This window comes from Streptomyces sp. NPDC005574 (genome assembly GCF_040605435.1).
In the GTDB taxonomy this organism is placed as follows: domain Bacteria; phylum Actinomycetota; class Actinomycetes; order Streptomycetales; family Streptomycetaceae; genus Streptomyces.
In genome coordinates, this window is the sequence record NZ_JBEXCW010000009.1 from 88,348 (window position 1) to 107,660 (window position 19,313).

Here is a 19,313-nt window from a genome sequence, read left to right on the forward strand (position 1 = left end):
GAATCAAGTGGACCGGCGTCGATACTTTTCGGCGTTCCTTCCGTATAACTCCGGTAGTAACGAGAAACGGGTGCGGGAACACCGGACGGAGGCGGCCGGGGCGGGCGAGCCCGGCCGCGAATCGGCCGACGTCTCAATTGAATACGGCGCTTGTCAGTTGTGCGGAAAACGTGAAAAGCTCTTCTCCTGCCCCGAGGTTCCCCCCAACTCCGTTGCCAATATGGTGAGTTGACCTCGCTTGTGGATGCAGGAGACCCATGCCCGACCTGCCGACCCCCCAGGACGCCGCTGAGGCCGCACTGTTCTCCGAGTGCTGGGACGCCGTGCTCTCCTACGCCGATCTGTGCACGGCCGGCTCCACCGCGGCCACACAGCTGGCCACCGAGGCGTTCGCCCTCGGCATGCGTGAGGTACGCACCGCCGACACCGGCCTCGCCCGCGGCGCCGCCCGCCGCTCCGCCCGGCTGCCCATGATCCCCCTGCTGCTGACCGCCGTACGCAACACAGCGGCGGTCTGGGAGGAGCAGGGCCAAGGACACCGCCTCGACCCGGAGTTGCGGCTGTGGCTGCACTCGGACGGCGCGGCCCGCTACACCGGACCGCCGCTGCAACGGCCGCTCGCCCTGCGCGGCCTGCGCGACCTCCAGGAACCCGACGCGGCGCTGCTGTGGCTGGCCGAGGTGGAGGCGCTGCCGCTGCCCGTGGTGGCCCGCCGGCTCGGCCACGACCCGGCCGCGATAGCGGAGGAACTCGCCCAGGTGCGCGGCCTGTTCCGGGACCGCTGCCACCGCAACCACCTCGACACGCCGATGACCGGGCAGTGCCGCAGCTACGCCCGGCTGCTCGACGCGGTCACCCGCTCGCCCGCCGCCGACACCCCCGTGGACCTCTCCCGGCACATGGCCCGCTGCGTGGAGTGCGCCGAGGCCGCCGCCTGTCTGCGGCTGCACGGCGGCGGACTGCCCGGGGCCCTCGTCGGCGGCGTCATCGGCTGGGGCGGCCTCGCCTACCTGGAGCGCCGCCGCCGGGCCGCCGAGGTCCGCCTGGGCGCCGGACGCCCGGACCCGGTGGACGCACAGGGCGGGGAGACCGGCTCCGTCGCGCACAAGGCGCGGGTCGTGCGCAACGGCCTGCTCGTCGCGGCCGTCCTGGTCTCCCTGCTCGCCCTCGCCGTCTCGATGATGCCCATGGGCGACGACGGTGCCCAGGCCTCCGGCGACTCCAACCGCCAGCCGGTGGCCGACCCCGGTGTGTCCGCGCCGGCCGTCGACCCGCTGCCGTCCGGCTCGAAGAGGTCGTCCGCGAAGGGCGAGCCGAGCGCGTCCCGGTCGGGCGGGGGCGGCAAGGGGAGCAAGTCCGACCCAGAACCCCAGGGCACCTCCGCCTCGACCGCGGGCGGCGAACCGGGCGACGGCGAGAGTGAGTCGGCCGGCTGCGAGTTCCGGTACGAACTCGTCAACCAGTGGCCCGACGGCTTCCAGGCCACCGTCACCGTCACCAGCGTCCGGGCCCTCGCCAACTGGCGGGTGTCCTGGGCCTTCCGGGACGGCCAGAAGGTCAACCAGATGTGGGACGCGAGCTTCGCCCAGAACGGCTCGCGCGTCACCGCGGCCGCCGCCGACTACAACAAGTCCGTCCCCGCCGACGGGACCCTCACGTTCGGGTTCCTCTCCTCGTGGCAGGGCAAGAACTCCCCCGCCTACGGCTTCGAGTTGAACGGCACGAGCTGCACGAAGGCCTGACCCGGAAAAGGTGTTGAGGACCGGGGAAGCACCGGTCTAGAGTTGCCGCGCGGCACGCCGGACGGCGTGCCGAAGCGCGGACGAGTGGAATCGAGGAGGTGTCGACCGATGGCTGTCATTGCGATGGGCGCTGCCCGCATCAGTGAGTTCATCAAGTCCACCTCCGTGGCCGCCGGCTGACACCACGAAACCTCCGCGCCCGAGCGCGCGGTGCCGGGGCCGCCCCTGTGAAGGGTCACCCTTGTCTTCCACCTCTGCCACTTCTGCTTTCTCCGCTCTCGTCCCCTACGGCTGGGACGAGGCGTGGGCGGACGAGTTCGCCCCGCACGAGCCCGAGGGTCTGCTGCCCGGACGTGTCGTCCGGGTCGACCGCGGGCAGTGCGACGTCATCACCGCCGACGGTCCGGTGCGGGCCGACACCGCGTTCGTCACCCCCAACGATCCGCTGCGCGTCGTGTGCACCGGCGACTGGGTCGTCGTGGAACCCGGCGGCAACCCGCGCTACGTACGGACGTGTTTGCCGCGCCGTACCGCCTTCGTGCGCTCCACCTCCTCCAAGCGGTCCGAGGGGCAGATCCTCGCCGCCAACGTCGACCACGCGGTCGTCGCCGTGTCGCTGGCCGCCGAACTCGACCTCGGCCGCATCGAACGCTTCCTGGCCCTGGCCTGGGAGTCCGGGGCGCAGCCCGTGGTCGTCCTCACCAAGGCCGACCTCGTGCCGGACGCGGTGACCCGGGCGTACCTCGTCCAGGACGTCGAGACGGCCGCGCCCGGCGTGCCGGTGCTGCCGGTCAGCGCCCGGGACGGGCACGGGCTCGACGTGCTGGCCACCGTCGTCTCCGGCGGCACCTCCGTGCTGCTCGGCCAGTCCGGCGCGGGCAAGTCGACGCTGGCGAACGCCCTGCTCGGCGCGGACGTGATGGACGTCCAGTCCATCCGTGACGTGGACGGCAAGGGCCGCCACACGACCACCACGCGCAACCTCCTCGCCCTGCCCGGCGGGGGCGTGCTGATCGACACCCCGGGCCTGCGGGGCGTGGGTCTGTGGGACGCCGAGACCGGTGTCGGGCAGGTCTTCTCCGAGATCGAGGAACTCGCCCGGCGGTGCCGTTTCCACGACTGCGCGCACGGGTCCGAGCCGGGATGCGCGGTGCTCGCCGCGCTCGACGCCGGCGAACTGCCCGAGCGGCGGCTCGACAGCTACCGCAAGCTCCTGCGGGAGAACCAGCGGATCGTCGCCAAGACCGACGCCCGACTGCGGGCCGAGATCCGCAAGGACTGGAAGCGGAAGGGGGCGGAGGGCCGGGCGGCGATGGAGGCGAAGCGGGGGAGCCGGCACGCGTAGGCGTGTGTGCGGCGGCCGGCCCGTGTCCGGGGACCGGGCAGCCGCCGCAGGCCGCCCCCTGCCGTCCGGCGCTTCGGTTGCGGGCGACACCGCGGGGCGCGGCGGCACGGTTGCGTGCGGGGGACTCCGCCGAGGGCGGCGACTCTGCGTGCGCGGTGATCTGCCGCGTCCGGTGACACGGGCACCGGCTCCCAGCTGTCGCCGTGTCCCGGCCGCCGCTGGCGGGCCGCGACCGCCGGCCTGGCGGTTCTGCTGTGTGCGGGGGCTCCGCCGTTCCGGCGATGCGGGGCATGTGCGGGCGGCGGCGTTCTGGGGGTCCGCCGTGCGGCGACTCCGCGTGTGCGGCGTCGCCGTGCGGCGACTCCGCGTGTGCCGCGACATGGCAGGGTGCGGCTCCTGCGCCGGGGCCGGCGGCACCGCCGGGTGCGGCCACTCGGCCGGGTCCGGTGGTGGCGTCGGCCGGGGCCGGCCGTTGTTGCGGTGACACGGCCGTGGCTCCGCCGTGTGCGGCCCCTGCGGCGGGCCGGCGGCACCGCCGGGTGCGGCCACTCCGCCGTGTCCGGTGCACCGGCGGCTTGGGCGCGCCGCTGTAGCGGTGACGGGGCACGGCTCCGACCGCTGCGGCCACTCCGCCGTCCCGGTGCGCCTTCATGGACGCGGACCGCGTTCCCTCCGGCGAGGTGCGCCCGGTCGGGTCGGGTCGGGTCGGAGGTATCGTCGCGTCCGATTTCCGCCAGCCGTGTGGTCGGGCGTCGCTCACACTGGAGGGCGTGATGGACGAGGACAGCAGGTACGAGGCGGTGCGCAGCCGGGACGCCCGGTTCGACGGCGCGTTCTTCTTCGCCGTCGAGACGACCGGGATCTACTGCCGGCCCAGCTGCCCGGCGGTGACGCCGAAACGGCGCAACGTGCGCTTCTTCGCGACGGCCGCCGCCGCGCAGGGCTCGGGCTTCCGGGCCTGCCGGCGGTGCCGCCCGGACGCCGTGCCGGGCTCCGCCGACTGGAACGCCCGAGCCGACGTGGTGGGGCGGGCCATGCGCCTGATCGGCGACGGTGTCGTCGACCGGGAGGGCGTGGCCGGACTCGCCGAGCGGCTCGGCTACAGCGCGCGCCAGGTGCAGCGGCAGCTCACCACCGAGCTGGGCGCCGGACCCGTCGCGCTGGCCCGCGCCCAGCGGGCGCACACCGCGCGCGTCCTGCTGCAGACCACCGAGCTGGCGATCACCGAGATCGCCTTCGCGTCGGGGTTCGCCAGCGTGCGCCAGTTCAACGACACCGTCCGGGCCGTGTACGCGGCGACCCCGAGTACCCTGCGCGCCACCGCACCCCGCGGCGGCCGGGCGGACCGGCGGGCGGCCACCCCGGCCGCGGGCATCCCGCTGCGCCTCGCCCACCGCGGGACGTATCAGGCCGGTGCCGTCTTCGACCTGCTGGAATCCGAGGCGGTGCCCGGCCTGGAGGAGATCAGCGGCCCGCGCGGCCGGCGCACCTACCGGCGCACCCTGCGCCTGCCCCACGGCACCGGCATCGCCGCCGTGGACGAGCGGCCCGGCGGCCCCGGAGCGGCGCCCGGCGCCGCGCACCCCGGCGGCTGGCTGGACGCGCGCGTCCACCTCACCGACCCCAGGGACCTGACCACCGCCGTCGGGCGGCTGCGGCGCCTGTTCGACCTCGACGCCGACCCGTACGCCGTCGACGAACGGCTCGGCGCCGACGAGCGCCTCGCCCCGCTGGTCGCGGCCAGCCCCGGGCTGCGCTCGCCGGGCGCGGCCGACCCGGAGGAACTCGCCGTCCGGGCACTGACCGGCCGGGCCGGGGCCGAGCGGCTGGTCCGGCGGTACGGCAAGGTCCTGGACGCCCCCTGCGGCAGCCTCACCCACCTCTTCCCCGAGCCCGCCGTGCTCGCCGGGGCCGAGCCGCACGGACCGCTGGGCGCGCTCACCGCGGCCCTCGCGGACGGCGCCGTACGCCTCGACCCCGGGGCCGACCGGGAGGACACCGAGCGCGCCCTGCTCGCGCTGCCCGGTCTGGACGCCCGTACGGTCGCCGCCGTCCGTACCCGCGCCCTCGGTGACCCGGACGTCGCGCAACCCGGTGTCGACGTCCCCGACAGCTGGCGCCCCTGGCGCTCCTATGCCGTACGACACCTGCTCGCAGCAGGGGAGTTGGAGTTCTCGTGAACACCCCGACCTACTGGACCAGCGTGGACAGCCCCGTCGGCACACTGCTGCTGACCGCCGGCCCGTCCGGCGCCCTGACCTCGCTCTCGGTCCCCGGCCAGAAGGGCGGCCGCGGCGTCCAGGACGACTGGCTGCACGACCCCGGCCCGTTCCGGACGGCCGGGGAGCAGCTCGCCGCGTACTTCGCCGGCGACCTCAAGGAGTTCCGGCTGGAACTGCGTCCCGCCGGCACCGAGTTCCGGGAGCGGGTGTGGGACGCCCTCGACTCCGTCCCCTACGGCGGCACCGTGACCTACGGCGAGATCGCCGCCCGGATCGGTGCCCCCAGGGCCGCCGTACGGGCCGTGGGCGGTGCGATCGGCGCCAACCCGCTGCTCATCGTCCGGCCGTGCCACCGGGTGATCGGCGCCGACGGCTCGCTGACCGGGTACGCGGGCGGCCTCGACCGCAAGACGCGGCTGCTCACCCTGGAGGGCGTCCTGCCGCACCCCGTCGGCGGGGTCACGGCGCCGCCTCCTCCAGCCCCCAGCTGTGGATCCGCCGCGGCACGACCCGGATCACCTCCTCGCTGAAGTGCGGGCCCAGCTCGTGCGGGCCGGTCAGGAGTTCCGCCTCACCGCGGATCTCGACACCCCGCACCTTCCAGGGCCGCAGACTGACGACGTCGTCGACGACCAGGGCGACCTTCGGGTTCTGCCGCAGATTGCGCCACTTCTTCGTACGGCCCATCGCCATGCCGCCGATCAGGATCGTGCCGTCGTCCTGCGGGAAGAAGCCGACCGGGTTGGCCTGCGGCTGGCCCTGGGCGTCGACGGTGGCGAGCCGTCCCAGCCGCTGCGACCTGAGGTAGGCGCGTTCGGCCTCGCTGAATGCGGTCATGGCAGCCAGCCAAACACGCCGGGCGGACCCGGCGCATCGTCTTCCGGACCTACGTCCGAGGTCCCGGGCGCCCCCGGCTGGTCGCGGCCCGCCCTCACCCCGTGAGCACCGCACCCAGCCACGCGCCCATGATCAGCAGGCAGGTGAAGAGTTCCGCGAGGACGCTGGAGCCGCCCGAGCGCATCGCCGTCCGCAGCGACGCCATCGCCTCGCCGTGCCGGCCGAGCCGGAGGCGCTCGCAGAGATAGATGCCGCCCATGAATCCGGGGATCGCGCCCAGCACCGGAAGCAGGAAGAAGCCGGCCAGCGCCCCGGCCCCGGCGTACACCGCCATCCGAGGGGTGGCGCCGCTCGCCCGCAGCTGTCTGGGCGGCAGCGCCCAGCGCACCACCTGACAGACGAGCAACGCGACGGTGGCGCCCACCAGGAGCCACCAGGCGACCGGCCGGGAATCCTTCAGCGCCCACCACAGGACCGCGGCCCACACAAGCCACGACCCCGGCACCCCGGGCACCAGCACTCCGCACAAGCCGAGCAGGAGGACCGCACCGACCAGCAGGAGGTCCCACACTCCCATCTGACCAGCCTGCCGGAGAGCGGAGGAAGGCGCAGGTCAGCCCGGCCCGCCGGGCGGCCCCCGCACGCGACCCGCTTCCGTATCCCCGTTCGACATGTCACCCGACGCGCCGTGCGCCGCCCGGGAGTCGGACCGGATTTTCCCGATGCCCCGTTTCCATCCCGGCCGACCGGTGGACAATTGGGGGCATGAGTCAGCAGGGGGGAACGCCCGCCGGTCACGAGGACGACTGGTGGAGGCAGCTGTACGAGGACTCCACCGGGGACACCGGCCCCACGGCCGCGCCCGATTCACTGGACGACCGGTTCGCGTCGGCGGCGGAAGCGGTGGAGGCGGCGGACGTGGTGGAGGCGGCGGACGTGGTGGAGGCGGCGGACGTGGTGGAGGCTGCGGACGCGGTGCAGGCGGTGGAAGCGGGGGACGCCGGACCGTGCACGCCCGAGGCCCCGCCCCGCGCGCGGCCCGCGCCGGACACCCCGCCCCCCGCTCCCTGGGAGCCGCCGTCGGGCGCGCCTCCCCTCCCCGCGAGCTTCCCGCGCGGGCCGGTACCGCCGGGATTCGTCGGGCGCGCACCGGACGCCCGTACCTCTTCGGTGACCGACAGCCACCCGTCACCGCGGCCCCCGGCCCCCGCGATCCCCGCTTCCCGGACGCCCCCGGAAGCGCCCCGGCCCACCGCCGCGACCCCCACCGCGGACGAGGGCCTGGCGCCCGACCGCTCCAACGGCCCGGCAGCGGGCCGCGCGTGGGACGCCGGTCCGACCGCGGGCCGGGAGACCGACCGGGACGGCGGTCCCCACGGCGACAGCGACCCCCGCTTCACCGGCCCCGGCGGGTCCGGCGCCGTGCCTGATACCGATCGGGGCGCCGGTCCGGCCTCCCCCCGCGGGGCCGACTGGGGCGCCGGTCCGGCCTCCGGCCGTGGGGCCGACTGGGGCGCCGGTCCCTACGGCGACACCGATACCCGCTTCCCCGACCCCGGCGGTGCCGTGGCCGATGCCGATCGGGATGCCATCGCCGCCGCCGCGGAGGCCGCCGAGGCCGTGCAGGCGGGACCCTTCTCACGGGCCTGGCCGTCGGGCGCCTTCGCCGACCGGGCCGCTCCGGACGTCGTCCCCGCCCGGACCCCGCCTGATCCCGGCCCGACCACGCCGGACCCCGCCGCCGCGGCCGAGGGCGGCGGCGAGGCGGCGGGCCGTACCGCCACCCGCGTGGACGTTCCCGCCCCGGCCCCCGTCGGCGTGGACTACGTCGGTTCCGGTCCGCCGACCTACGACGCGGAACCCACCGCTCTGCCGCCCGCCGACCCCGACGACCTGGACGACCTGGTGGCGGACACCGTCCTCGACGGGGCCCGGTACGGCGCCTGCACACTGCGGGCCGTGTCCGGGCGCGGGGACTCCGCCCGGTTCCGGGGGGAGCCGCGCCGGGACTCCCTGCTCACCGCCCGCTTCGGGACCGGCGACCAGACGCTCGTGCTGGTCGCGATGGCGACGGGCGCGCGGGCCACCCCGGGGGCGCACCGGGCCGCCGCCGAGGCCTGCCGGTGGATCGGCCGGGCCGTCGGCCGCAGCCACGCCCGGCTCGCCGAGGACATGAGGGCGGGCCGCCGCGGCGACCTGAAGTCCGGGCTGCACCGCCTCACCGACCGCAGCCTGGGCCGGCTGCGTGCCAGCGCGGCCGAACAGGGCGTCGGCCCCGACGAGTACGCGGCCAGCCTGCGCTGCCTGCTGCTGCCGGCCGACCCCGACTGCCGTACCCGCGTGTTCTTCGGCGTCGGCACCGGCGGACTGTTCCGGCTGCGCGACGGGGAGTGGCAGGACATCGAGCCGAGGGTCGCCGACGTCACCGGCGAACCGGTCGTCGGCTTCGGGTCGCCGCCCGCCGAGACCCCTCAGGGCGACCGGCTCACCATGGACCTGGGCATCCCCACCCCGCCGAGCCCCTACGAACCCGCACCCGAGCCGCCCCGCGAACCGTTCCGTTTCCGCGCCTCCGTCGGCCGCCCGGGTGACACGCTCCTGATGTGCACCGACGGGCTCGCCGAGCCGTTGCGGGGCGAGCCCGAGCTGTGCGGATACCTCACCGGCCGGTGGGCCGGGCAGGCCCCGCCCGGTCTCGCCTCGTTCCTCACCGACGTCCAGGTCCGGGTCAAGGGATACGCGGACGATCGTACGGCCGCCGCCGTTTGGGAGGCATGACGGCGGACGGTGTGAATTCATGGATGCTGCGGGGATCTCCGGACACCGAAGGGGCACGGAAGCACCATGGCCAAGCAGAACGTCGCCGAGCAGTTCGTCGACATCCTCGTCCGCGCCGGAGTGAAACGCCTGTACGGCGTCGTCGGCGACAGCCTCAACCCGGTCGTGGACGCGGTCCGCCGCAACGCCGCCCTCGACTGGGTGCACGTCCGCCACGAGGAGACCGCGGCCTTCGCGGCCGGCGCGGAGGCCCAGATCACCGGCAGGCTGACGGCCTGCGCCGGCTCCAGCGGACCCGGCAACCTGCACCTCATCAACGGCCTGTACGACGCCCACCGCTCCATGGCGCCGGTCATCGCCCTCGCCTCGCACATCCCCTCCAGCGAGATCGGCCTCGGCTACTTCCAGGAGACCCACCCCGACCAGCTGTTCCGCGAGTGCAGCCACTACAGCGAGCTGATCTCCAGCCCGAAGCAGATGCCGAGGCTGCTGCAGACCGCGATCCAGCACGCGGTCGGCCAGTCGGGCGTCAGCGTCGTCGCCCTCCCCGGAGACATCGCCGGGGAGCCCGCGCCCGAGAAGGCCGCCGAGACCGCCCTGGTCACCTCGCGGCCCAGCGTCCGCCCCGGGGACACCGAGCTCGACAAGCTCGTCGACATGATCGACCAGGCCGAGAAGGTCACCCTGTTCTGCGGCAGCGGCACGGCGGGCGCGCACGCCGAGGTCATGGAGTTCGCCGGCAAGATCAAGTCCCCGGTGGGACACGCGCTGCGCGGCAAGGAGTGGATCCAGTACGACAACCCCTACGACGTCGGCATGAGCGGTCTGCTCGGCTACGGCGCCGCCTACGAGGCCACCCACGAGTGCGACCTGCTGATCCTGCTCGGCACCGACTTCCCGTACAACGCGTTCCTGCCCGACGACGTCAAGATCGTGCAGGTCGACGTCCGGCCCGAGCACCTGGGCCGCCGTTCCAAGCTGGACCTCGCCGTGTGGGGCGACGTGCGGGAGACCCTGCGCTGTCTCACCCCGCGCGTGCGCACCAAGGACGACCGGCGCTTCCTCGACAAGATGCTGAAGAAGCACGCGGACGCGCTGGAGGGTGTCGTCAAGGCGTACACCCGCAAGGTCGACAAGCACGTGCCCATCCACCCGGAGTACGTGGCCTCCGTGCTCGACGAACTCGCCGCCGACGACGCGGTGTTCACCGTCGACACCGGCATGTGCAACGTCTGGGCGGCCCGCTACATCTCACCCAACGGCCGCCGCCGCGTGATCGGTTCCTTCTCCCACGGCTCGATGGCGAACGCGCTGCCCATGGCGATCGGCGCGCAGTTCACCGACCGGAGCCGCCAGGTCGTCTCCATGTCGGGCGACGGCGGGTTCTCCATGCTCATGGGCGACTTCCTCACCCTCGTGCAGTACGACCTGCCGGTGAAGGTCGTCCTCTTCAACAACTCCTCGCTCGGCATGGTGGAGTTGGAGATGCTGGTCGCCGGACTGCCCTCGTACGGCACGGCGAACAGGAACCCCGACTTCGCCGCCGTGGCCCGTGCCTGCGGTGCCCACGGTGTGCGCGTCGAGAAGCCCAAGGACCTCGCGGGCGCCCTCAAGGACGCGTTCCGGCACAAGGGCCCGGCCCTGGTCGACGTCGTCACCGACCCCAACGCCCTGTCCATCCCGCCGAAGATCAGCGCCGAGATGGTGACGGGGTTCGCCCTGTCCGCCTCGAAGATCGTGCTGGACGGTGGAGTCGGCCGGATGCTGCAGATGGCCCGCTCCAACCTGCGCAACGTGCCGCGGCTGTAGGGGAGTCGGCCCCAGGAGCGCGTCGGTCGTCAGTCGGTGGGCACCCAGCGGCGCTCTCCCGCGTCGTTCGACCCGTACCAGTAGCGCGGCAGCCCCTTGATGCCGCTGGTCCGGAACGGGCGGCCGTGGTCGTCGACGCGGACCGTACCGGTGCGGCCCTGCGAGGACCAGTCGAGTTCGAGGTACCAGTCGCAGGCGCAGTTCTCGGTCCGCGCGGTGACCAGCAGGACCTCCGGGTCCTCGGCGGACACCCGGTAGGGCATGCTCACCGCGGGGATCGTGTGCTCGCTGTCCGCCCCGGCGACCGAGCGGGCGATCGGCCGGTCCTGGTCCAGGTCGACGGCGAAGTAGCGGGGGCTGATCTCCCCGCCGCAGCCCTGCTCCATGGCGTAGACGGTGCCCCGGACGGGGGCCGCGCGCCCGACGACCCTGACCCGCAGCGCCTCCAGGACGACGGCCGTCGAGGACCGCCCCTGGACCGAGATCCGTACGTTGGTCTCCCGCCCGTGCACCGCGCCCTGCGTCGCCGCCCAGGGGGCGGCGTCCTGGGCGGCCGGTGGCGGCGGAACCTGCGCGGGCGGCTTGTCGATGACGTAGTCGTGGGCGCATCCGAGCGCCCACACCTGGGAGTCGGCGGACCAGGTCAGGGGGACGCCGGCGGAGTCCTGCCCGCCCGGTGCGGAACCGCCGCCGGACTCGGAGCCCTTCCGCGTCCCGGTTCCCGAACCCGGGCGGGACGCGGACGCCTTGGCGTGGGCCGAGGGCGACCGTGTCACCGAGGCGCCGGGGGAGGGGCTCGCCGGGGCGGCCGACGGCGAGTGGAGGGTGACGGGAGCCGAGCTGCGGGAGGCCGGCGGCGCCTGGGCGGTACCGCCGTCCGGATGACGGTCCGCCGACAGGGCCGAGAGGCTGCCCAGGGTGACCGCCAGCACGGTGGCCGCGGCCGCGGTGACGGCGGTCCTGCGACGCCGGTACCAAGGGCGCCGGAGCGGAGCCGGCGAAGTCCCGGCCCGGGGCGAGGACGCGAGGGTGACCGGCGTCCGCGACGACTCCGGGATGCCTGTGGGCTCGTGCGTCGGCGACGACTCCGGGACGTCTACGGGCTTCTGCGTCCGCGACGGATCCGCGGTGTCCCTGGATTCCCGCGGCCTCGAGGGCTCCGGGCGTCCGGACGACTCGAGCGGCTCGACCGGTCTTGGGGGACCGGTCGGCTGCGGCGGCTCCGGTGATTCCGGTGCGTCGGCGGATCCGGTGGTGCCGTCGGCGGGTCCGCCGGAGCCGTCTGCCTCGTCGGCAGGTCCGCCGGGTCCGGCCGTGTCGTCGGCGGGTTCGGCGACGCCCTCGGCAGGTCCGGTGCCGCGGGGGCGCTGGCGGGCGGCCACCGCCTGGAGCCACACACGGTGCAGCTCCAGGCGCTCGTCCGCCGACGCCCCGCACAGGACGGCGAAACGTTCCACGGGCGCGTAGTCGAGGGGCACCGCCTCACCGGCGCAGTAGCGGTGCAGCGTGGAGGTGTTCATGCTCAGGCGGCGGGCCAGCGAACCGTAACTGCGGTCCGTGCGCTCCTTCAGCCGCCGCAGCAGCGCCGCGAACTCCTCGACGTCCTCGTGTGCGGGCACCGTACCCCCGTCTCCCGGCCCGGGACGGCATCCCAGGCACTCCATATACCTGCACGTCAGACGGCCTGGGACGGTTCCACCGTCGCCGATCTGGCTTCGGTGGTTGCGCCTGCCGGTCCCGTGCGCCGATGCTTCTGGTGTCGCACCGACCACCGCCGGACCGACCAGCCGGCCGCCGCGACTTCCGACACCCAGGTACTTCATCACGGGGGACACCCATGCCCACAGGCATTCGAGCGGGGACGCTCACCGCAGTCGCCGTCGCGGCGCTCGCCGCAGGCGCCACGCTCGCCGTACCGGCGGACGCGGCCACCAGGGCGCCCGGCTTCCTCAGGGCGGCGGACCTGCCGCCGCAACCGTCCTCGCCGTGGACGGCCGGCAAGGTCACCGCCGGGGTGCCGGAGGAGGTGGAGAACGACCAGTGCCTGAGCAGGGCGCTGGGCGGCGGTTCCGGCACCTGGTACCGGAACTTCACGACCGACCTCGACACCGCCGCCCGGCAAGTCTCCGTCCAACTGCCGGACGTCCGCGCCGCCAAGGGCCGCTTCTCGCGGCTGGACAAGGACATCAGGTCCTGCCCCCTCCGGATCGAGAGGGCCGACCCGGAGGTCGAGGCCACGCTCAAGGACTACGGCTCACTGCCCGTCGAGGAGGGCGCCCACGTCTACGGCCTGCACACCGAGACCTCCTGGGGCGCGACCGACATCCGCCTGCTCTCGGTCGGCCGGGACGGCCGCACGGTGACGGTCGTGGACTGGGGCCGGTTGGGCGACTTCCGGGACGCGCCGGTGAAGGCCTTCAAGAAGACGACCCGAACCGCCGTCGAGAAGCTGCACTGACCGTCCGGACCACACCGACCGACCGGACCACCGGACATGCCGTCCGGAGCAAGGTCCGCCCTCCCGCCACGGGGGTCGGGAGGGCGGGCCCCGCACCCGTTCGGCCGCGCACGCGCACGGCCGAACGACACGACCCTCGCCCAGACCGGGCACGGCGACCCTCGCCGCACCCGACCATCACGACCGAACACGGGGAACACTCAGATGACCAGCAGCACCACCGCCCGCCGTAGCACCCGCCGTCCCGTCCGCCGTACGGCGCTGACCGCGAGTCTGCTCGCCGTCGCGCTCGGCCTCGGCGCCACGGCGCAGGCGTCCGCCGGCGCGCCGCGTTCCGTCAGCGGCAAGCCGTCCGACTCCGTCACCCGCATCGCCGACTTCTACGGCGCCTACATCGACGCCCAGAGCGACCCCGACCACGGCGGCAACCTCGCGCGGGAACTGCGCACGTACTACCTCACCGCCTCCTTCGCGCGGCAGCTGAAGGCATGGGAGGCGGACAACCACGCGGACGGCGTCCTGCGTGCCCAGAACGTCCCCCTCAAGTGGAAGGTCACCGACAACGGCACCGCCGACCACACCGAGGCGGGCATCACCCTCACCTGGGGCGGCGGCAGGACCACCAAGCTGGTCGTCGACATGACCCGCGGCCACAGGATCTTCCACATCGGCACCAAGGGCGCCGAGTCCCGTTAGCCGCCGGGGGACCGCCTGATTCCGGCCAGTTTCGCGAGCCGGGGACCTCACTCGGTACCGGCGTGTCTGGCGCGTGCCCCACTGGGCATGGATCCCGTGAACGTGTTCGAGCAGGGGGAACCGACATCGGCACGCGGGCGGGGGTCATGGAGAGGCAGGTACGGGGAGGCGGTCCCACGGCAGTTGGGACCTTCTCGGCGAAGACGGTGAGGGGCGAGGCCGCGAGCGCCACGGAACAGGCGCCGGCACCTCAGCTCAGACGCAGACTCGGGCGGGCCGACCTGCGGGCGGTGCCCGAGGCCCGCCGGGCACTGCGTGAGCTGTTACGGACCTGGGGGAGGCCCGGACGATCGGAGATAGCCGAACTGCTGACCAGCGAACTCGTCACCAACGCGGTGATCCACACCGACCACGACGCCCTGCTCACGGCCACGGTGGGTCCCCGCGGACTCAGGGTCGAGGTAAGGGACTTCGTGAGCCGCAGACCCCGGTTGCGGGTACCGATCGCCGACGACGGTACGCACGGCCGGGGCCTGCTCCTGGTGCAGTCCCTCGCGGACGCGTGGGGCGTGCGGGTGCACGGGGTGGGCAAGTCGGTGTGGTTCGAGCTCGACGCCCAGGCGGCGTGAACGGCAACGGGAAGGGGGCGTGACCGGAGTGGTCACGCCCCCTTCCCATGTCGGCCGTTTCGGGGCCCGTTCCGAAAGTCCCGTCGCCCGTCGGGCAGACGACGCCACTTTCGAAACACGCCCTAGCCGAACTGCTGCTCGAGGTCCTTGAGCTTGCGTTCAAGGGAGTCGAGGCGCGGGAGAGCCATTGTGTCGTCCTCCGCGGTGAGGTCCACGGTGTGCGACTCGGAGCCGCTGCGGACCGGCTGCAGCGAGGCCCGGGCGCGGGAGGGGAGTTCCGGCGCTATGGCAGGCTCCGAGGAAGCCTGGGCGGGAGCCCGCTCCAGCGTGGCCTGGGCCTCCAGCTGCCGGCCGCGGCCGACGATGCCGCGGTGGCCCCGGCTGATCGCCTTGAGCTGGGCGCGCTCCACCCGCTGCTGGTCGCGTCGGCGCAGCCGGGTCGCCTCCTTCTCGCGCTTGTCCTCGCGGACCTCGTCGACCGCCTCGTCCAGGCTGCGCACGTTCTCCAGGAGCATCAGCGACCACGCCTTGTACGTCTCGCGCGGGGCACGCAGCCAGCGCACTATACGGATCTGCGGCAGCGGGCGCGGCACCAGACCCTGCTCGCGCAGGGCGGCCCGGCGGGTCTGCTTCAGCGCGCGGTCGAAGAGCACCGCGGCCGAGAGGGACATGCCGGAGAAGAACTGCGGCGCGCCGTCGTGGCCGAGGCCCCTCGGAGCGTGCACCCAGTTGAACCAGGCCGCGGCACCCGCGAACGTCCACACGAGTATCCGGGAGCCGAGGGCCGCGTCACCGTGGCTGGCCTCGCGGACCGCGAGCACGGAGCAGAACATGGCCGCGCCGTCCAGGCCGAACGGCACCAGGTACTCCCAGCCGTTGGTCAGGCCGAGGTTCTGCTGGCCGAAGCCGACCAGACCGTGGAAGGACAGCGCGGCGGCGACGGCCGCGCAGCAGAACAGAAGAACATAGGAGGCCGTGCCGTAGATGGCCTCCTTGCGCCTGCGGCGCTCCTCGGTGCGCTCCCACGAGTCTTCCGAGCCCGCGTTCTCCCCCGAGGAGCGCTTGCCGCGCGCGAGTACCGCCACCGCCGCCAGCATGCCCAGGAGCAGCACGGCGCCCGGAAGCAGCCAGTTCAGCGATATGTCGGTCAATCTCATCTGGGGTCCCTTGCATTGGGATAGGGCGTAACGCCCGCCATAGTGGCCCAATTCCACCGGTCCTCAGGGGGTTTCGGGGCAAGAGGCCGCCAAGGAGGTGCAAGGGGATGCCCAGGGCGGCGTTCTGCTCGAACTGCCGCTTGAGGGGCGGGAGTTGAGTTCGAATAAGACTACCCGTCCGGGTGGTTCCACGGAAAGTTCCTGCGACAAGTGAGGAAGTTGTGAAGTGCCTGTAACCGGAGCGGTGGCCTGTTCGCGGCTGATCCTAGAGGACGCCTGGTCGCGGGGTTTCCTGAGGGTGCCTCAACTGACGGCGGCCAACGCCGGCTTGGAGCCGCGGCTCGTGTCGCGGGTGCGCGGGCAGGTGCCGCAGGTGTCCTCGGGACTCACCGTGTAGAACATGCAGCAGCTCGCCCGGTCCCGGGTGGGCGCCCCGGTGTCCGGGCCGGGCTGCTCGCGGAAGGCGGCCGAGCCGACGTAGGGCCGGGTCGCACCCGGCAGCAGCAGCCCGAGTTCCCGCACCGCCCGCTCCGGCTCACCGAGCAACTGGGCGACGTACCAGAGCCCTTCCACGACCTCGTCGGTCGCCATGCCCCACAGGGCGCGGCCGTGGCGCCGCGTGCGCGGCCCGAACGCGGCGAGCACGGGCTCCAGGTGCTCGGCGACGGCCGCCCGCACCTCGCCGCGCAGGGCCTCCTCGCCGGCCACCACCCGGGCGCCGGGCAGCGCCGCCGCGGGGTCGCCCGGCAGGCAGGCGAAGCCGGCCGGGCGTACGGCCATGCGGCCCAGGGCGAGACCGGGGGCGGTGCGGTCGTAGGAGACGTCGGTCACGGGCAGGCGCGGCACCCGGCGGTGCAGGAACCAGGGCACGGTGATCAAAAGGCAGGTGGGCCAGGCGTACCGGTGCAGTCCGAAGCTCGCCACGACGTCCGGGCGCGCCCGCTGTCCGTGGTCGCGCAGCACCTGTGCGTCGTCATGGGCGAGGAAGGCGTCGAGGGCGACGCCGCCCTCCGCGAGCGCGGCGGCGCCGATCCAGCCGCCGCCGCTGGGGAGTTCGGTCCCGGCGGGCCACTCGGTCACCGCGAGCTGAGGCAGGACCTCGGCGAGCCGGGCGTACGCGCCCGCGAGGGCCGTGGAGGGTACGGGCATGCCGAAACCGCCGATCCGTGAACGCCGTGAGCGGACTGGGTTTGCCAGGTAAGGCTAACCTTATCTGAAATCGGGAGTATGTGAACTGGCGGCTTCTGCGCCTATGGTGCTTGACGGACGAGTAACAACCAGCCGTAATGACCCCAAGTACCGACACGTCCGGAGGAGGACCCGTGAAGCAGGGCACGAAGGGCTCCGCCGCCACGGGCATCCCCGATCCGTCCGCCGCGGTACGGGTGCCGTCTCAGCCGCGGGCCGGGGACGTGGAGCGGGAGCGGCTCGCCGCGCCCGGCGCGGCACGGGGCGAGCACACCCACAGTGAACAGCCGCTGCACCGGCCTCGCGCCGTCGTCCAGCGGTCCTCCGTGCGCGGGCAGGTCCTCGACGCGCTGCGCACCGCGCTGGTCACCGGCGACCTGAGGCCGGGCGAGGTCTACTCGGCGCCCGCGCTCGGCGACCGCTTCGGCGTCTCCGCGACGCCGGTCCGCGAGGCCATGCAGCAACTCGCCCTGGAGGGCGCCGTCGAGGTCGTCCCCAACCGCGGCTTCCGGGTCGTCGAACGAGGGGCGCGGGAGCTGGCCGAACTCGCCGAGGTGCGGGCCCTGATCGAGGTGCCGGTGATGCTGCGGCTGGCCCGCACGGTGTCCGCCGACCGCTGGAGCGCGCTGCGGCCCGCCGCCGAGGCGACGGTCCGCGCGGCGTCCTCCGGCTGCCGCGCCACCTACGCCGAGTCCGACCGGGCCTTCCACCGGGCGATGCTGTCCCTCTCCGGGAACGAGCAGCTGGTGCAGGTCGCCGACGACCTGCACCGCCGCGCCCAGTGGCCGCTGGTCGGCGCCCCCGCCTCCCGGGGCCGCGGCGACCTGGTCGCCGACGCGGCGGAACACGTCACGCTCCTGGACGCGCTGGTCGTGGGGGACCCGGAGGCGGTCGGGAACCTGATCGCGGCCCACTTCACCACGACCCTCTGACCGACGGTTCCGACGGCGGCCGGACCGCCCGACCGCGACCGGGCAGCTCCACCTCGACCACGTCGCCCGACCGTGAGGGATGGCTCGACGGCGACCGCACCGCCAGACCGCGATGGGACGACTCGACGGCGACCGCACCGCCAGCCCGCGATGGGACGGCTCGACCGCGCCCGACGGCGACGGGACGGCTCGACGGCGACCGGATCGCCCGACCGGAACCGGGCCGCCCCACCGCGACCGGACGGCGCGACCGCGACCGGGCCGTCCTACCGAGACCGCACCGCGCACCGTGACCGGATCGCCCGACCGGAACCGGGCCGCCCCACCGCGACCGGATGGCGCGACCGCGACCGGGCCGTCCTACCGAGGCCGCACCGCCCACCGCGACCGGATCGCCCGACCGGAACCGGGCCGCCCCATCGCGACCGGACGGCGCGACCCCGACCGGGTCGCCCTACCGAGACCGCACCGCCCACCGCGACCGGGCAGCTCCACCGCGACCGGACGGCGCGTCCCCGACCGGGCTGCCCTTACCGTGCCCCCCGCGACCCCAGCGCCCCAGCGCGACCGTCGGCCGGCAACTCCTTCCGCCTGGCGGTCGTTTTCCCTACGCCGTCGCCGCCGGTGGTGCCGGTGGGGTGAGTTGGCGGGCCAGCCAGGTCGGGACGCCGCCGAGGAGGCGGAACAGGCGGCCGGCCTCCTCGCGGAGCCGGGACGCCTCCGGCTCGGTCTCCGCGTCGGCCAGCGAGGCCAGCGCGGGCGCCGTGCCGACGAGGTAACCCAACTCCTCGCGGATACGCAGGGATTCGGCGAACCCGTGCCGGGCCTCGGCCAACTCGCCCTCGCGCAGGGCGAGTCCGGCGAGGTGGCGCCAGGTGAAGGACAGCAGCAGGGGGTCGGCGTGCGCGGCGGCCCCGGCGTGGGCGCGACGGTAGGCCGCCCGCGCCGCCTGCGGTGAGCCGGCGAGGTTCTCCGCGAGCAGTCCGCGCCGGAAGTCCAGCAGGGCCCGGGCGGCGGCCCCCGGCGGGATCAGCGCCGCCGCCCGTCCGAGCGCGGCCCGGGCCTCGTCGGCGCGGTCCCGCACGCCGTGCAGCGTGGCCGCGTAGGCCAGTTGCCCCCGTTCGCAGGCCGCGGCCCCGCGCTCGTCGTCGCCGTGGGCCAGCGCCTCGGCCGTACGCAGCGCGTCCTCGGCCTCCTCCCAGCCCTGCTCGGTGTACAGGCACCGCTCCACGAGCAGGCCGGCCCGTTGCAGCGCGGCCGCCGCGGTGTCCGGCCGGAGCAGGGCGGCGGCGTCGGCCCAGCAGGCGCGTGAGCGCAGCCGCCACACCGCCGTCTGGAGTGGATCGTCACCGGCGGTCGTTCCGTACCCGGACATGGCGGCAGACGCCACATTTTCCTCCCCAAGATCCCAGCACGTCGTCGAGCTGTGAGCGGTTGCGGCATCTCAGCACGAATTCCGGCGCCCGGCCAAGAGGGTGGGTGAAAGAATTCACAAAGTCGTGGGACGGCAGGCCCTCCGA

General features: G+C 74.2%; 16 protein-coding genes. 10 read left to right on the forward strand and 6 right to left on the reverse strand.

From position 1 onward, the window contains the following. Positions 1-257 precede the first annotated feature (257 nt). From ABZT03_RS09390 to ABZT03_RS09405, 4 genes are all read left to right on the forward strand, one after another. Positions 258-1,742 carry a cellulose-binding domain-containing protein gene (locus tag ABZT03_RS09390; protein ID WP_356035788.1) on the forward strand — a complete coding sequence of 495 codons (1,485 nt, stop codon included), beginning with the start codon at positions 258-260 and terminating at the stop codon, positions 1,740-1,742. A 241-nt stretch (positions 1,743-1,983) separates the two neighbouring features. After that, a complete protein-coding gene (gene rsgA / locus ABZT03_RS09395) occupies positions 1,984-3,087 on the forward strand; it encodes a ribosome small subunit-dependent GTPase A (RefSeq protein WP_356035790.1) in 1,104 nt (367 codons plus the stop codon). A 773-nt stretch (positions 3,088-3,860) separates the two neighbouring features. Beyond that, positions 3,861-5,267 carry an Ada metal-binding domain-containing protein gene (locus ABZT03_RS09400; RefSeq protein ID WP_356035969.1) on the forward strand — a complete coding sequence of 469 codons (1,407 nt, stop codon included), beginning with the start codon at positions 3,861-3,863 and terminating at the stop codon, positions 5,265-5,267. Beyond that, positions 5,264-5,839 carry a methylated-DNA--[protein]-cysteine S-methyltransferase gene (locus ABZT03_RS09405; RefSeq protein ID WP_356035793.1) on the forward strand — a complete coding sequence of 192 codons (576 nt, stop codon included), beginning with the start codon at positions 5,264-5,266 and terminating at the stop codon, positions 5,837-5,839. The genes ABZT03_RS09400 and ABZT03_RS09405 overlap by 4 nt, the downstream gene beginning before the upstream one ends. On the opposite strand, the gene ABZT03_RS09410 is transcribed toward ABZT03_RS09405, so the two are convergent. Continuing rightward, positions 5,769-6,146 carry a PPOX class F420-dependent oxidoreductase gene (locus ABZT03_RS09410; protein ID WP_356035795.1) on the reverse strand — a complete coding sequence of 126 codons (378 nt, stop codon included), beginning with the start codon at positions 6,144-6,146 and terminating at the stop codon, positions 5,769-5,771. The genes ABZT03_RS09405 and ABZT03_RS09410 overlap by 71 nt on opposite strands. A 94-nt stretch (positions 6,147-6,240) precedes the next feature. Next, positions 6,241-6,723 (reverse strand): DUF456 domain-containing protein, encoded by a 483-nt coding sequence (locus ABZT03_RS09415; protein WP_356035798.1) that lies wholly within the window; start codon positions 6,721-6,723, stop codon positions 6,241-6,243. Positions 6,724-6,911: 188 nt separating this feature from the next. Between ABZT03_RS09415 and ABZT03_RS09420 the strand changes: the two genes are divergently transcribed. Both ABZT03_RS09420 and ABZT03_RS09425 read left to right on the forward strand, forming a co-directional pair. Next, positions 6,912-8,924 carry a protein phosphatase 2C domain-containing protein gene (locus tag ABZT03_RS09420; RefSeq protein ID WP_356035800.1) on the forward strand — a complete coding sequence of 671 codons (2,013 nt, stop codon included), beginning with the start codon at positions 6,912-6,914 and terminating at the stop codon, positions 8,922-8,924. A gap of 66 nt (positions 8,925-8,990) precedes the next feature. Further along, positions 8,991-10,733: a pyruvate dehydrogenase gene (locus ABZT03_RS09425; RefSeq protein ID WP_356035803.1), complete on the forward strand. Its 1,743-nt coding sequence runs from the start codon at positions 8,991-8,993 to the stop codon at positions 10,731-10,733. Between the two features lie 29 nt (positions 10,734-10,762). On the opposite strand, the gene ABZT03_RS09430 is transcribed toward ABZT03_RS09425, so the two are convergent. Next, positions 10,763-12,397: a helix-turn-helix transcriptional regulator gene (locus ABZT03_RS09430; protein WP_356035806.1), complete on the reverse strand. Its 1,635-nt coding sequence runs from the start codon at positions 12,395-12,397 to the stop codon at positions 10,763-10,765. A gap of 173 nt (positions 12,398-12,570) precedes the next feature. Between ABZT03_RS09430 and ABZT03_RS09435 the strand changes: the two genes are divergently transcribed. The 3 genes from ABZT03_RS09435 to ABZT03_RS09445 all read left to right on the forward strand — a co-directional run bounded on the left by ABZT03_RS09435 (position 12,571) and on the right by ABZT03_RS09445 (position 14,516). Next, the gene (locus ABZT03_RS09435) at positions 12,571-13,191 is read left to right on the forward strand and encodes a hypothetical protein (protein WP_356035809.1); all 621 of its coding nucleotides are present in this window, start codon (positions 12,571-12,573) and stop codon (positions 13,189-13,191) included. A 204-nt stretch (positions 13,192-13,395) separates the two neighbouring features. After that, a complete protein-coding gene (locus ABZT03_RS09440) occupies positions 13,396-13,887 on the forward strand; it encodes a hypothetical protein (protein ID WP_356035811.1) in 492 nt (163 codons plus the stop codon). Positions 13,888-14,033: 146 nt separating this feature from the next. Beyond that, positions 14,034-14,516, forward strand: a complete 483-nt coding sequence (locus ABZT03_RS09445; RefSeq protein WP_356035814.1) for an ATP-binding protein — start codon at positions 14,034-14,036, stop codon at positions 14,514-14,516. Positions 14,517-14,638: 122 nt separating this feature from the next. On the opposite strand, the gene ABZT03_RS09450 is transcribed toward ABZT03_RS09445, so the two are convergent. Together ABZT03_RS09450 and ABZT03_RS09455 are read right to left on the reverse strand one after the other, a co-directional pair. After that, positions 14,639-15,673, reverse strand: a complete 1,035-nt coding sequence (locus ABZT03_RS09450; protein WP_356035817.1) for a DUF2637 domain-containing protein — start codon at positions 15,671-15,673, stop codon at positions 14,639-14,641. Between the two features lie 303 nt (positions 15,674-15,976). Next, the gene (locus ABZT03_RS09455; protein WP_356035820.1) at positions 15,977-16,822 is read right to left on the reverse strand and encodes a (2Fe-2S)-binding protein; all 846 of its coding nucleotides are present in this window, start codon (positions 16,820-16,822) and stop codon (positions 15,977-15,979) included. A 173-nt stretch (positions 16,823-16,995) separates the two neighbouring features. On the opposite strand from ABZT03_RS09455, the gene ABZT03_RS09460 reads away from it, so the two are divergent. Then, positions 16,996-17,793, forward strand: coding sequence for a GntR family transcriptional regulator (locus ABZT03_RS09460; protein WP_356035823.1), 798 nt, complete (start codon positions 16,996-16,998; stop codon positions 17,791-17,793). A gap of 607 nt (positions 17,794-18,400) precedes the next feature. Here ABZT03_RS09460 and ABZT03_RS09465 read toward each other — a convergent pair. Continuing rightward, positions 18,401-19,183, reverse strand: coding sequence for a hypothetical protein (locus ABZT03_RS09465; RefSeq protein ID WP_356035826.1), 783 nt, complete (start codon positions 19,181-19,183; stop codon positions 18,401-18,403). Between the last annotated feature and the right edge of the window lie 130 nt (positions 19,184-19,313).